The organism is Streptacidiphilus sp. EB129, from assembly GCF_041262645.1.
Taxonomy (GTDB): Bacteria; Actinomycetota; Actinomycetes; order Streptomycetales; family Streptomycetaceae; genus Streptacidiphilus.
Map to the genome: position 1 here is coordinate 60288 of NZ_JBGCCS010000030.1, position 12840 is coordinate 73127.

Genomic DNA, 12840 nt, shown 5'->3' on the forward strand with positions numbered 1-12840 from the left:
CCCCCGCCTCAGTAGCCGGTCGGGCGGACCAGGCCGGTCTCGTACGCGAACACCGCGGCCTGGGTGCGGTCGCGAAGGCCCAGCTTCACCAGGATCCGGCTGACGTGGGTCTTCACGGTCTGCTCGGCGACGATCAGCTGCACCGCCATCTCGGCGTTCGACAGACCCTGGGCGATCAGCGACAGCACCTCGGTCTCACGCTCCGTCAGATCGCCCACCCGCTCCTTGAGCGGGGCGCGGAGCGGGCCGGTCATCCGGGAGAACTCGGCGATCAGGCGCTTGGTGATGTTCGGCGCCAGCAGCGCGTCACCCGCCGCCACCACCCGAACCGCCTGGGCGAGTTCCGCGGCGGAGGCGTCCTTGAGCAGGAAGCCGGACGCCCCCGCGCGCAGGGCCTCGTAGACGTACTCGTCCAGGTCGAAGGTGGTGAGTACGAGCACCTTGACGGTGGCGTCGGCGGGTTGGGTGATCCGGCGGGTGGCCTCGATGCCGCCGAGTTCGGGCATCCGTATGTCCATCAGCACGACGTCGGGTGAGAGTTCGGCGACCTTGGCGACGGCGTCGAGACCGTCGACGGCCTGGCCGACGACCTCGATGTCGGGCTCCGCGTTGAGCAGCACGGTGAAGCCCTGGCGGACCATCATCTGGTCGTCGGCGATCATCACTCGGATCGTCATTCGTTGTCCTCCAGGGGAAGTACGGCCAGTTGGTCGTCGGCGATCATCACTCGGATCGTCATTCGTTGTCCTCCAGGGGAAGTACGGCCAGTACTTCGTAGCCGCCGTCGGGGGTGGGACCTGTGGCCAGTTCGCCGCCCAGCATGGCAGTGCGCTCGCGCATGCCGAGCAGTCCGTGGCCGGCGCCCGGCGAGGGTGCGGCCGGGCGCTGCGGCGCGCTGTTGGTGATCCGTACGGTGAGGCTGCCCGGCTGGTGGGCGAGCTGGACCCGGACGGCCGCGCCGGGCGCGTGCCGCATCGCGTTGCTGAGCCCCTCCTGCACGATGCGGAACGCCGACAGTTCGACGCCCGGCGACAGCGCGCGCACCGTCCCGGTGGTCTCCGTGCTGACGTCGACGCCTGCGCCGCGGACGTTGCCCACCAGCTCGCCCAGCCGGTCCAGGGTGGGCTGCGGGGCGTTCCTGACGCCCTCCGCCAGCGGGTCCTCGGAGCGCAGGACGCCCAGTACGCGCCGTAGTTCGGTGAGCGCCTCGACCGCGTTCTGGCGTATCCCGGCGAGGTTCTCCATCAGCTCCGGGGGCGGGTTGTCGACCAGGTGCGGGGCCACCTGCGCCTGGATGGAGATCACCGACATGTGGTGCGCGACCACGTCGTGCAGCTCGCGGGCGATCCGGTTGCGCTCCTCCAGCAGGGTTCGCCGGGCGCGCTCGTCGGCGGTGATCTCCTCCTGGACGACCAGCTGGGTGCGGGCCACCCGGCGTCCGCGCAGCGAGGCGCCGACCACCACGGCGGCCGAGAACAGCACTGCGGCGAGCCCGAATTCGGTGTTCTCCCAGCGGACCAGGAAGGCGTTGTCGAACACCCCCGCCAGCAGGCTGATCGCCAGTGCCTCCGCCGCGATCCGGGGGCGGACCCGCAGCGCCAGCAGGAACAGCACCAGGGTCTGCGTGGCGAGGTTGGTGGGTGACCAGCCGGCGTCCATCGGGAGGGTGGGCCCGTCCCAGGGCCTGAACACGCCCGCGTTGCCCCAGACCTGGGCCAGCCACGAGGCCAGCAGCATGGCGAGGGTCGAGGCCCACCAGGCCGGGATCGGCCGGTAGAGCACCGCGATGGCCGCCGCCGCCTGGACCCCGGCGAGCAGCAGGCCGACCGGAACGCCCATGTTGTAGCGGAAGCCGTACATGTTCACGTTGATGATGAACACCACCACCGTGAACAGGATCAGCGGCACCATCAGGGCCGGCCGCCAGTCGCTCCAGCCGGACTGCTCACGATCCGGACGTCGCGGTCGCTGGTAGGCGCCGGGTGACAGCAGGTCCTCGCGCAGCGTGCGCGGCACCGCCCGCAGCGCGTTCTCCAGTCGCCTGGGCAGCTCCTCCCGTTTCACGAGGTCCACCTTAGGCACGAGGCACCACCGATTCGCGGGTGGGGCGTCCCTCGCGGACCACGGTGGAGCGTCGCCGCCGCCCCTGTTCGTAGGACCGGAAGGTGGCCCAGCACACGGTCAGCATGAGCCCGAAGACCGGCAGCCAGGCCAGTCGTGCGAGCACCCAACTCGCGTCGTAGGGAGGCATGTCCAGGCCGGGCACCTTGCCGCCGAGCAGCAGGCCGATGCCGGTGACCGTCATCATGGAGGTCTGGTGCCACAGGAATATCGTCATCGCGGAGAGGTTGACCACCGCGACGGCGGCCCAGGCGGCCGGCCGGCGCAGCACCCGCCGCAGCGGACCGAGCAGCAGCAGCGCCGCGCCGCACTGCGCCAGACCGAAGGTGACCACCGCGAGCGAGGGCGGGTCGAGGTTGGAGAAGCCGTCGCCGGGCACCCCGACCATGGAGGCCGGGTAGTGGGCGTAGGTGACCAGCAGCGTGGTCGCGGCCGTGCCGCCGATCAGCAGCGCCCAGCCGGTGGTCCGTCCGCTCAGCCCGCCCCGCGACCAGGCCGCGCCCAGGCAGTACGGGACCATCCAGCCCGCCGCCACGTTGATCCAGCCGAGCCAGGCGGGCCCGCCGAAGCCGAGCCGCATCAGGTCCACGTACATCACCACGGCCAGCGGCCACAGCGGGTGCAGCCGGGCGATCAGCGGGGTCGCCGCCGTCAGTACGGCGAAGACCAGCAGGAACCAGAGCGGCGAGAGCACCAGCTTGCACAGCGCGTGCACGGTGTCGTAGGGGACCCCGGAGACCAGCATCGTGCTCGCCGCCACCGTCCAGACCGCCAGTACGGCCGCGACCGGACGGAACAGCCGGCCCAGCCGGGCGCCGAGCCAGCGCGGGTAGCCGATCCCCCGGGCGCGGGCCGAGGCGTAACTCCTGGCCCCCACCTGCCCGCCGACCAGGAAGAACACGGCGAGGGTCTGGAACAGCCAGGAGATCGGCACCAGTTGCGGCATGTAGTGCAGCGGGCTGACGGCGTGCAGGGTGCCGCTGTCGGCGACCAGCGCGGTGACCATCCAGTGGCCGAGCACCACCCCGAGGATGGCCAGGGCGCGCAGGGCGTCGACCGCGCGGTCCCGGTCGGGTGGGGTGGCGGCGTCGATCCGCACCGCCAGATCTCGTAGCGACGGCTTACGCATGGTCGGCCTCCTGTGCGCGGGACGGGGTGGACGCGGGGAACGCGCGGGACGGGGTGGACGCGGGGGCCGCGGAGGGCGCGGCGGTCGGGCCGGTGGCGGCGGATCCGCCCGAAGCGCCGGGGACCGGCTCGCCGGAGACGATGCGGGCGATGTTGGCCAGGGCCACGGAGCCGGACTTCAGGTAGTCGCTGTGGCCGCCCTCGCCCGCCGGGAAGATGGTGGCGCCGTACCCCGGCGAGACCGGGTCGGCCCCGAACCCGAGGGTGGCGAAGGCGAGTTGGACCCGGACATGTGGCACGTCGCGGACCCAGTCGGTGGCGCCGCGCCCGGCCCACACGGCGGCCCGGGTGTGCAGGCCTGCCACGGTGGCGGAGTCGTTGCCGACACCGGGGCTGCCGATCAGGACGATGTCCGTGACGTCGAGGCCGCTCGCGGCCCGTGCGCAGACCACCGACCCGTACGAGTGGCACACCACGGAGGTCCGGGCGGTGGGCTTGATCGCGCTCAGCTCCCGTACGAACTGCTGCAGCTGGGGTGCCGCCTGGTCGGCCAGGCCGGTGGTCAGCACGTCCGGGCTCTCGGTGCTCGGGGTCGGGTAGCCGAGCCAGGCGATGACGGCCGCCCCGGGCCCCAACTGCCGCTGCAGCGCCACGGCGTCGGCGCGGAAGCGCGGGTACGTGTCCAGGTTGGTGTCCGATCCCGGTACCAGGACGGCGACGCGGTCGGCGCCGGCCAGGTCGCCGAACACCTCGACGGTGCGCCCGCCGTCGCGGCCGTCGAAGGAGAGGAAGTGCCGCGAGGGCTGCGCGAGCGTGCCCAGTTCGGCCGCCCGCTTCTGGTCCCCGTAGTCGGCGGCCATCCGCTCGGCCGCCTGGATGTCGGCACGACCGGCGGCGTAGCGGGCGTCGAGCAGCGCGGGGGTCGCGGCGGTGAGCGGGGCGAGCGCGGCCGGGGTCGGCGCGGGGACGGCGGTGGCGCCGGCCGCACCCGACACCGGCACCGCCACCGCCGCGGTGACGAGCGCGGTGAGCAGGGTGCGGCGCAGGGCGCCGCGGCGCGGGCGGGACGGCATGGCGGGTGGTCCTTCCGTATGACTGCGACCTGTGGTGCTTCGAGTCCGAAGGTAGGAAGCGCACCGTGTGGTCGGCGTCCCGCTACGGAGGGCACCTCACGCGTAGCTCGGAAGTACTAGGGGGTGTCACCTCCGGGACCGCGCGCCGCGACCCCGACCCGGACCCCGATCCCGGACCTGATCCCGGTCCCGACCCCGGGCATTGGGGGAGCGGAGGAATCCGATTGCGCGGTTCGGGGGCCGGGTGATGTGGTGGGGCCGATGAAGAACGACGAAGCGCTGGCGCTCTACGACCAGCAGATGCGCCGGCAGATGCCGGCCGACGGTCCCACCGCCAGGGTCGAGCGGGCGGGCCGCGTGGTGCGCCAGGTCGGCGAGCCGCACGACTGGTGCGGAGTGGTCTGGTCGGACCTGGACGCGGACAGCGCGGATGCGGAGATCGAAGCCCAGCTGCGGCACTTCGCCGACACGGGCCACGAGTTCGAGTGGAAGCACTACGCGCACGACCGTCCGGCGGACCTCGCGGAGCGCCTGCTCGCGGCCGGGTTCACCGCCGAGCCCGCCGAGTCGCTGATGGTCGCCGAGATCCGGGACCTGCCCACCGAGGTGGTCCTCCCCGAAGGCGTCCACCTGCTCCCGGTCACCGACGGGCACGGCGTGGACCTGCTGGTGGACGTGCACGAGCAGGTGTTCGGCACGGACGGATCCCGGATCGGCAACCGCGTCCGCAGTCAGCTGGCCGAGAGCCCGGACACCCTCTCGGTGGTCCTGGCCATGGCGGGTGACCAGCCGGTCTGCGGGGCGCGGATCGATTTCACCCCGGGCACCGACTTCGCCGGCCTGTGGGGCGGCGGCACCCTGCCGGCGTGGCGCGGCAAGGGCATCTACCGCGCGCTGGTCGCCCACCGGGCCGCTCTCGCCGCCGCCCGGGGCTACCGCTTCCTGCAGGTCGACGCCTCCGACCAGAGCAGCCCCATCCTCGCCAGGCTCGGCTTCGCCACCCTGAGCACCACCACGCCGTACCTCTACCGGTACCGCTGACGAGTCGGGCCGCTGTCCTGGACGGCCGGGCCCGCCGCCCTGGGTCGGTGGCTCCTCCGGGTCAGTGACTCCGCGTGTCGATCAGTACGGCGATGCCGTCGAGGATGCGCTCCAGGCCGAAGCCGAACTCGCCCTCCAGGCCGTCGTCGTCGTCCAGCGCGCCGGAGGTGAGGGCCGCGTACACGGAGGGGAATCGCCGCGGGTCGATGAGCCGGGCCAGTGCCGTGCTGTAGGAGCCCATCGCCTCGTCCGCGGTGATCCCGGCCCGCTCCGCCGCCGCCATGATGTCGGTGCTGAGTAGCGCCTCGTTCCGGACGAAGCCGCTGATCAGCAGGATCGTCGAGAGCTTCTGCTGTTCGCTGAGCCAGGTGTCGCGCAGCGCGGCCAGCCCGGCCTCCAGCCAGACGATCTGGTTCGGCGTCGCCGGCGGACCGGACAGGGGGATGTGCAGGGCCCAGGGGTTGGCGTACAGCGCGATCCGCTGTCCGGACGCCCAGTGCGCCAGCTCCGCCCGCCAGCCGCCCGGCTCGGCCGGCGGCGGATCGGGCTGCCCGTAGGCCGTGTCCAGCATCAGCGTCAGCAGGTCGTCCTTGGTACTGACATAGCGGTAGAGCGACATCGGGGACGATCCGAGTTCCTTGGCGACCCGCCCCATCGAGACGGCGGGCATCCCCTCCGCCCGCGCCACGGTCACCGCGGCCTGGACGATCCGGTCCAGGGTGAGCCCGCGCTTGGGCCCCTTGGTGGGCCGCTCCCGCAGGCCCCAGGCCAGCTCAAGAACCGGCGGCAGCCCGGACGCGGCACCGTCACCGAGGTCATCACCCATCCCGCTCCACCTCTCCCGGTACCACCCGCCAAATCTGCGTAAAGCATACGCAGATTCCCGTGCCGGCCCGGGCCGTGAAGCCACTTGAACATGTTCAAAAACAGGTCTACAGTCCAGTTCGACGCAGCAATTGAACGCGTTCAAAAGCCCCGCGAGGGGTACAGCGACAAGGAGTGAGGCATGAACTTCACGGTCGACACCTACGTCATCTACCTGGTGTTGAGCATCGGCCTGACGGTCTGGGTGGCCCGCACCCTCAGCAGCAGCGGGAAGGTCTTCCTGGCCGACGTCTTCCACGGCAGCGACCGGCTCGCGGACGCCGTCAACCACCTGCTGGTGGTCGGCTTCTACCTGGTCAACCTGGGCTTCGTCGCGCTCTGGCTGAGCGGTGGCGGCGACCTGTGGGTGAACACCGCCGCGGACATCTTCACCGCGCTCTCGGTGAAGGTCGGCACGGTGCTGCTGGTCCTCGGGGTCCTGCACCTGTGCAACGTCTACGTCCTGAACCGGATCCGCCGGCGCGGGCTGAGCGAGGGCGAGACCCGCCCGCCGGTCCCGCCGCAGGGCTGGACGCTGCCCGCGCCCGCCCCGCAGGTCTGACCGATGACGACGCCAGCGATGCCTCCGGCGGCGGCGCTCCAGGACCGGGGCCCCAGCGACGCCCCGGTCCGTCGGCTGACGGTGCTCTTCGACCCGGGCTGCATGCTCTGCCGCTTCATCCGCGGCTGGCTGGAACGGCAGCGGCAGCTCGTCCCGCTCGACTTCGTCCCGGCCGGGTCGGCCCAGGCCGTCGCCCGCTTTCCGGCTCTCGACCACTCGCGCACGCTCCGCGAGATCACCGTCATCGGCGACGGCGGCCAGGTGTACGAGGCCGCGGCGGCCTGGGTGGTGCTGCTGTGGGCGCTGCGCGCCTACCGGCCGACGTCCCACCGGTTCAGCACCCCCGCCGGGGCGCCGCTGGCCAGGGGCATGGTCCTCAGCGCCGCGAAATGGCGCCGGATGACGACGCCCGGCGCCCCGCCACGCGCCACTCCGTTCCCGGTCGGACCGACTGCACAGGGGAGAGCCGGTCCGACCGGGACAACGGAGTGCGGGGGCCACTGCTCCGTTGGATCCTGACCGACCTCGGGTCCAACTACCCTCAGGAGGGTGAACGACGCCGTGCCGACCGATACCCCCGCTCCGCAGTCGAAGGGCGAGCAGACCAGGGCGCTGATCCTGGAGACCGCCATGCGGCTGTTCCAGGAGCGGGGGTACGACAAGACGACCATGCGGGCCATCGCGGCCGAAGCGGGCGTTTCCGTGGGAAACGCCTACTACTACTACGAGGGAAAAGAATTCCTCATCCAGGGCTTCTACGACCGCATGACGCGTGAGCACGCGGTCGAGGCCCGGACACGGATGGCGGGCAGGACGGACTTCGCGGAGCGCCTGCAGATCGCACTGGAGTCCTGGGTGGACTGCGCCGCCCCGTACCACGAGTTCGCCGCCCAGTTCTTCCGCACGGCGGCCGACCCGGACAGTGCGCTCAGCCCGTTCTCCAACGAGTCCCACCCGGCCCGCACCTGCGCCGTCGCCATCTTCCGCGAGGTGATCGACGGCTCCCAGCTCGGCCCCAAGCTCGACCCCGAGCTGGAGGAACTGCTCCCCGACCTGCTCTGGCTGCACCTGATGGTCGTCGTCCTCTACTGGGTCTTCGACCGCACCGAGGACACCGAACGCACCAGGGCCTTCATCACCCGCTGCGCGCCGTTCGTCGCCAAGCTGGTCTCCCTGTCGCGGTACCGGGTCTTCCGTCCACTGGTCCGCGACGCGGTCGACATGATCCAGGACTTCGTCCTCCCCACCATCGGCAAGGCCGCTCCGGCCCCCAAGCCCGCTCCGACCGCCACCCCCGCGAAGCGCAAACGCCCCGCGAAGGACTGAGCCCCGGCCCCTCCCTCCGCACGGTCCACAGACCCAGAGGGACCCTGTGGTGGCGGTCGCCCTCAACGGTGGTGCTCGCCGGCGCGGTCGTGGTGCAGTGCGGCACAGAGCTGTGGAGCCTGGCCACGGGGCTGGTAACGGTTGGCGCGGCGGTCTGGACGGTGGGCCGCGGGCGCGGAGGTGCCGATCGGCGATGGGAGCTGGTGCTGGTGGGCGTGATGGCGCTGGTCCTGGCCGTCGGGTTCCTGCCGTTGTTCCTGCTGGTCGCCCTTGCGGGCAGGGACCGCCGCCGGGATGAGTAAGACGGCGCCCCTGTCCGTGTGTTTCCACGGCAGTTGGTGGGAATTGACTCCTGGACACGGACGGGCCGCGATCCGGCTGGTGCGGCTACCGTAGGGGAGCGGATGGATGGGGGAACTATGGGCGCGGAATGGGTGGAGCTCGCGAGTGCGGGTGCTGCGGCGTTTGTGACGACTTCGGCGGGGGCCATGGCAGGTGACGCCTGGGACCAGGCCAAGGCGCGGATGGCGCGGTTGCTCGGGCGGGGCCGCGACCACCGTGTGGCGGCAGTTGAGATCGAAGCGGCCCGGGTCCAACTGCGGGCGGCCCAGGAGTCGGGGAACACCCTGGCCCGGAACGCCGTCGAGCTCGAATGGGTCCGTCAGCTCAGTGAAGCACTGGCACAGGACCCGACAGTGGCAGTGGAGTTGACGACGCTGACCGAAGAGCTCCGGCGGTCTGAGCGGCCCCCGACGACGCATGCCGTGTTCTCGGTGACCGGTGGTCACCAGGGGACGCTGATCCAGGCTGGAACGGTGATGGGCGGGATCAATCTCGGCGGCGCCCCGGGACCGCAGTGACGGAGTTCGTGGTCTCCGGCGGCGAGCAAGGGAACGTCGTCCAGATCGGTAACCTGTACGGATCGGTGGTGCTGGGCACTCCCACGGCGGCTGACCCCGCGGGGGTGGACCAGTTGCCGGCTGCCCAGCCGCTGATCGACCGGCTGCACGAGCGCGACCGCCTGGGCAACTGGTTCGGCGGCGTCGAGCACGGCGACTCGCCCAGCGTGGTGGTCAGCGGCATGGAGGGGGTCGGCAAGCGCACCCTGGTACGGCATCTCGCGCACGCGATCGCGTCCCGCTTCCCCGAGTGGCGGCTCCATGTCGACTACGGGCTGTCGGGCGGGACGCGGTCCGAGGATCCGGCGCGTGCACTGGGCCACTGCCTGCGGGCGCTGGGCATGAAGGACGCGAACCAGCCGAGCGATCTGGCGGGGCGCCGGCGCGAGTTCCGCCGGTTGTGCGCGGGGCGACGCGTCCTGGTACTCGTCGAGAACGCGACCACCGCGGCCCAGTTGCGGATGCTGGCCCCGAGGACGCCGGGATGTGCACTGCTCGCCACCAGTCGTCGTCACCTGGGAGAGTTGAAGCTCCATCACATGCGGCTGCTGCGGCTCGGGCCGTTGGAGCTCGATGCGGGGGTCGAGCTTCTCGGCGAACTGCTGGACGGTCCTGAGAATTTCAAGGCGCAGCGGGCGTCGGCGGAGGCCGTGGTGGCCTACTGCGGTGGGCTGCCGCTGGCGATCCACCTGATGGCCTCGCGGTTGGCCATGAGTCCGGGACTCACGGTCGAACGACTCGCCGATGAGCTCGTCGACGAGACCGGCAGGCTGGAGCGGCTCGCTGCGACCGCTCCTGACGATCCGTACGATCGTGAAGAGACGGCCACCGTGAGCGCACCGCTGGAGCTGGCCTACCGGGATCTGACCCCGGAACAGCGGGAGGTCTACCGCGTCCTGGGGGTGCTGCCGTCCGACTGCTTCGACGCCCCGGTGGTCGCGGCCGCACTCGACCGCGCGGCCGCCTCCGTCCAGCAGCAACTGGACCACCTGGTCAGAGCCTGTGCGCTGGAGGCGGTCGGGGACGGCCGCTACCGAGTCCACACCCTGGTGCGGCTGCATGCCCGGCAGCACGCGGAGGCGGTGTCCTCGGCGGAGGAACCTCGGCGGGTGGTCGCCCGGGTCACGCGGCACTACCTGGTCCTGGTGGCCTTCGCCGACCGGGCGGTCCAGCGGGACCGGCTGCGTGTCGCCCGGCTCGACCACCTGCTGGACGAGACCGCGGACCCGTTTCGCGGCTTCGGCGCCGAGGCGGGTGCGGTCGCCCTGGCCTGGCTGACGCGTGAACGCGCAAGCATTCTGGCGGTGCTGCGGGACGCGGCCCGGTACGGACTGCACCAACTGGTCTGGCAGCTCTCGGAAGCCTTCACCATCCTGTTTCTGAATGACCGTCATTTGCTGGAGTGGATGGAGTCGCTGGACCTCGGGGTGGACGCGGTGGTCGCCGAACGGGCCACGGGGGACCGCAGGGTCGAGGAGCGGCTGCTCCTGGCCGCGGAGGCCCGGCTGCGCAGTCTGAGGTCCCGGCCGCTGATGGACCTGGGCCGTGACGACGACGCGGTACGGGACCTGGAGCTGGCGGTACTGCAGGCCGAGGAGGCGGGAGACCCCCAGGTGGCGGCCTCGGCCCAGGAGTTCATCGGCCGCTACTGGGAGCGGCACGACCCGGAGCGGGCGGTGTCCGTATTCGGCAGGGCAGTCGAACTCAACCAGCTGGCCGAAAGCCCCCGGGGCGAGGCGATCGCCCGACTCTTTCTGGGACGTGCCCTGGACGCGGTAGGCCGCTCGGAGGAGGCACTGCCGGTTCTGGATCAGGCCCGCGGCGAACTGCTGCTGCTGAAGGACCGCCGGATGGCGGCCCGGGCCCTCTCGGCGCAGGGGGCGGCCCGGATGCATCTCCGCGACCTGGCCGTAGCACGCCGGGAACTCGCCCAGGCCGCCGACGACCTGAAGGAGGTCAACTCGACCGCTTACGAGGCGGACACGCGTCGACTCCTCGCCGAGGTGCTGCTGGAACTTGACGGGAACGCGGTGGGAGCACGCCGCGAGCTGCTCCGTGCCGAGGAGGTGTACCGATCGACCGGCAATCCAGGGGCGGCCCAGGTGGAGGCACGGCTGCGGGAGTTGGGTGAGTGAGTCGACCGCCGCTCAGCGTGGAGACGTCGACAGGGTGAAGGTGTGGCTGCGGACCGGCGTCATGGCCACGGTGAGCCGGACGGCCTCCTTCTCCACGTCCACGCCCTCGCGCAGGCAGACATAGACCGCCGCCGCTGCGGCGAACGGGTCGGTGACGGGGGTCGAAGCGGCGGCCTCGATCGTTCTGCCGTCGAACACAGCCACGCAGACCGTTCCCTCGACGGTCGCAACGGCCGCGACCGTCGCGCCGGGGCAGGCCGTGAGCGCCTCCCGGGCTGACTGGTGCGCCCAGCGCTGAGGTTGCGGTTCGCGGACCAGCACGACGGAGGCGTTGTGCAGGAGCGCGGCATCGGCCTCCTCCTGCTCGCTGGCCAGGAAGAGGATTTCGCCGGGTCGTTCGCGCCGTGGCGCGCTGACGGCGGCCGGTACGCGCTCCAGCGTCAGGACCCGTCCGGGGCTGGGCGCCCAGTGTGCGCTGACCAGCGTTGACGTGATGCGGGTGCGAGGAAGTCGGGGCGCCGGGAATGCCCGGACGCGCGGCGCCTCGGCCGGCTCCGTCAGCTTCAGCAGGTCGTAGAGCGCGGACCGCAGCCGGGCGGTGGACGTCGTGGGATGGGCGAAGGTGCGTTCGGCCAGGGACCGCCAGCGGTCCTGCCGGTGCTCCTGGACGGCCGCCGCCAGTTGTGGACGGAGCGCGCGGGTGAGATCCAGGCGGGGCGCCGACCGGCCGAATTCGGCCCCGGTGGTGCCGGGGGTGGCGTCGTCGCCGAACGAGGCGAGGAGGGTGGGCCGGCCCACGGCCGCGCTGTAGAACGAGACCGACCCGTGGTCGCCGATGACCGCGTCAGCCGCGATGACGGCGGCCTGCCAGCCACGGGTGGGCGGGACCAGAAGCAGCCCGCCGTCCAGGGCGGCGGCGTGGAGCGCTCTGAGCTTCCAGCCGCTGTGGAAGGACCACACGTTGGGATGCAGGACCAAGGCCACCCGGTACTCTTCGAACGAGAGTTCGGATAGCAGTCTGGCGGGGAGATCCGGGTGCTCCGCGAGCAGCGAGGTGGAACCCCAGGTGGAGCTCAGTACCACGAGGTGCTGCCCCCGCTGGACGCCCATGGCATGCCGGTAGGCGTCGCGCTGAGACTTGCTCACGAGCAGTCGCTCGTAGCAGACGTCGCCGATCTCTATGGCTGAGGCGGCGGCTTCAGGATGGACCTCAGCCAGCTGCCGGAGTTGGTTCGGGTGGGCGACAGTGAGTCTGGCCCGGTGCAGGAGTCCGTCCGGGACCATCCCGGAGAGGCGGGTACGGCCGGTCCTTGAGTCGGGCACCTGTTTGTGGAAGCCGACGCCGTGGGGGATCACCAGGACCGGACAGTCACCCGGGGCGTCGATGTTCTCGCTGGCGGTCAGGATCAGGTCCGGTGCCAGGTCATCGAGTTGATCCCAGGGAATGGTGCGGCAGTCCTGGGACCGGAGCAGCTCGGGGACACCGTCGCTGAAGGCGGACGTCGGGTCGAGTGCGAACCGTACGGCGACGCGGTCGTCACCGCGCAGCAGGTCAGGCAGAGTCTCCAGGGCGCGTACGGTGGACGTCACCGTACGCGCGGCAACAGCCAGGGTGCGCAGCTCGGGCAGCGTTCGCCAGCGGTCGCTCGATACCAAGGACGCTGTGCCGGAATCGGGCAGCGCCTTCATCG

13 protein-coding genes are annotated in these 12840 nt (G+C 71.6%); 7 read left to right on the forward strand and 6 right to left on the reverse strand.

Features of this window, described 5'->3' with window-relative positions; genetic code table 11:
* Positions 1-8 precede the first annotated feature (8 nt).
* Genes ABH925_RS28845 through ABH925_RS28860 form a run of 4 tightly spaced genes read right to left on the reverse strand, consistent with a single transcriptional unit; the run spans position 9 to position 4322 of the window.
* On the reverse strand, positions 9-677 hold the full coding sequence (locus ABH925_RS28845; RefSeq protein WP_370152521.1) for a response regulator: 669 nt from the start codon (positions 675-677) through the stop codon (positions 9-11).
* Between the two features lie 58 nt (positions 678-735).
* Positions 736-2064 carry a sensor histidine kinase gene (locus tag ABH925_RS28850; RefSeq protein ID WP_370152524.1) on the reverse strand — a complete coding sequence of 443 codons (1329 nt, stop codon included), beginning with the start codon at positions 2062-2064 and terminating at the stop codon, positions 736-738.
* Between the two features lie 10 nt (positions 2065-2074).
* Positions 2075-3250: an acyltransferase gene (locus tag ABH925_RS28855; RefSeq protein ID WP_370152525.1), complete on the reverse strand. Its 1176-nt coding sequence runs from the start codon at positions 3248-3250 to the stop codon at positions 2075-2077.
* Complete coding sequence (locus ABH925_RS28860) at positions 3243-4322, reverse strand: alpha/beta hydrolase (protein WP_370152527.1); 1080 nt, start codon at positions 4320-4322, stop codon at positions 3243-3245. Before ABH925_RS28860 ends, ABH925_RS28855 begins: the two co-directional genes overlap by 8 nt.
* A 261-nt stretch (positions 4323-4583) precedes the next feature.
* Here ABH925_RS28860 and ABH925_RS28865 point away from each other — a divergent pair, with 261 nt between their 5' ends.
* Positions 4584-5363 carry a GNAT family N-acetyltransferase gene (locus tag ABH925_RS28865; protein ID WP_370152529.1) on the forward strand — a complete coding sequence of 260 codons (780 nt, stop codon included), beginning with the start codon at positions 4584-4586 and terminating at the stop codon, positions 5361-5363.
* 61 nt (positions 5364-5424) lie between these two features.
* On the opposite strand, the gene ABH925_RS28870 is transcribed toward ABH925_RS28865, so the two are convergent.
* The gene (locus ABH925_RS28870; protein ID WP_370152532.1) at positions 5425-6189 is read right to left on the reverse strand and encodes a TetR/AcrR family transcriptional regulator; all 765 of its coding nucleotides are present in this window, start codon (positions 6187-6189) and stop codon (positions 5425-5427) included.
* Between the two features lie 180 nt (positions 6190-6369).
* Between ABH925_RS28870 and ABH925_RS28875 the strand changes: the two genes are divergently transcribed.
* From ABH925_RS28875 to ABH925_RS28900, 6 genes are all read left to right on the forward strand, one after another.
* On the forward strand, positions 6370-6789 hold the full coding sequence (locus ABH925_RS28875; protein WP_370152533.1) for a hypothetical protein: 420 nt from the start codon (positions 6370-6372) through the stop codon (positions 6787-6789).
* A 3-nt stretch (positions 6790-6792) separates the two neighbouring features.
* Positions 6793-7308 (forward strand): thiol-disulfide oxidoreductase DCC family protein, encoded by a 516-nt coding sequence (locus ABH925_RS28880; protein WP_370152536.1) that lies wholly within the window; start codon positions 6793-6795, stop codon positions 7306-7308.
* A 30-nt stretch (positions 7309-7338) separates the two neighbouring features.
* Positions 7339-8115 (forward strand): TetR family transcriptional regulator, encoded by a 777-nt coding sequence (locus ABH925_RS28885; RefSeq protein WP_370152538.1) that lies wholly within the window; start codon positions 7339-7341, stop codon positions 8113-8115.
* A 68-nt stretch (positions 8116-8183) separates the two neighbouring features.
* Positions 8184-8417, forward strand: a complete 234-nt coding sequence (locus tag ABH925_RS28890) for a hypothetical protein (RefSeq protein WP_370152540.1) — start codon at positions 8184-8186, stop codon at positions 8415-8417.
* A gap of 117 nt (positions 8418-8534) precedes the next feature.
* Positions 8535-8975 carry a hypothetical protein gene (locus ABH925_RS28895; protein WP_370152543.1) on the forward strand — a complete coding sequence of 147 codons (441 nt, stop codon included), beginning with the start codon at positions 8535-8537 and terminating at the stop codon, positions 8973-8975.
* A complete protein-coding gene (locus ABH925_RS28900; protein WP_370152546.1) occupies positions 8972-11149 on the forward strand; it encodes an NB-ARC domain-containing protein in 2178 nt (725 codons plus the stop codon). Before ABH925_RS28895 ends, ABH925_RS28900 begins: the two co-directional genes overlap by 4 nt.
* A gap of 12 nt (positions 11150-11161) precedes the next feature.
* Here the strand turns inward: ABH925_RS28900 and ABH925_RS28905 are convergent, their stop codons facing one another.
* Positions 11162-12838 carry a hypothetical protein gene (locus ABH925_RS28905; RefSeq protein ID WP_370152548.1) on the reverse strand — a complete coding sequence of 559 codons (1677 nt, stop codon included), beginning with the start codon at positions 12836-12838 and terminating at the stop codon, positions 11162-11164.
* Between the last annotated feature and the right edge of the window lie 2 nt (positions 12839-12840).

What these genes read in the sequence shown, in the direction of transcription:
- ABH925_RS28845 (WP_370152521.1), bottom strand. Translation starts at nt 677, where the DNA reads ATGACGATCCGAGTGATGATCGCCGACGACCAGATGATGGTCCGCCAG.
- ABH925_RS28855 (WP_370152525.1), bottom strand. Translation starts at nt 3,250, where the DNA reads ATGCGTAAGCCGTCGCTACGAGATCTGGCGGTGCGGATCGACGCCGCC.
- ABH925_RS28860 (WP_370152527.1), bottom strand. Translation starts at nt 4,322, where the DNA reads ATGCCGTCCCGCCCGCGCCGCGGCGCCCTGCGCCGCACCCTGCTCACC.
- ABH925_RS28865 (WP_370152529.1), top strand. Translation starts at nt 4,584, where the DNA reads ATGAAGAACGACGAAGCGCTGGCGCTCTACGACCAGCAGATGCGCCGG.
- ABH925_RS28870 (WP_370152532.1), bottom strand. Translation starts at nt 6,189, where the DNA reads ATGGGTGATGACCTCGGTGACGGTGCCGCGTCCGGGCTGCCGCCGGTT.
- ABH925_RS28875 (WP_370152533.1), top strand. Translation starts at nt 6,370, where the DNA reads ATGAACTTCACGGTCGACACCTACGTCATCTACCTGGTGTTGAGCATC.
- ABH925_RS28880 (WP_370152536.1), top strand. Translation starts at nt 6,793, where the DNA reads ATGACGACGCCAGCGATGCCTCCGGCGGCGGCGCTCCAGGACCGGGGC.
- ABH925_RS28895 (WP_370152543.1), top strand. Translation starts at nt 8,535, where the DNA reads ATGGGCGCGGAATGGGTGGAGCTCGCGAGTGCGGGTGCTGCGGCGTTT.
- ABH925_RS28905 (WP_370152548.1), bottom strand. Translation starts at nt 12,838, where the DNA reads ATGAAGGCGCTGCCCGATTCCGGCACAGCGTCCTTGGTATCGAGCGAC.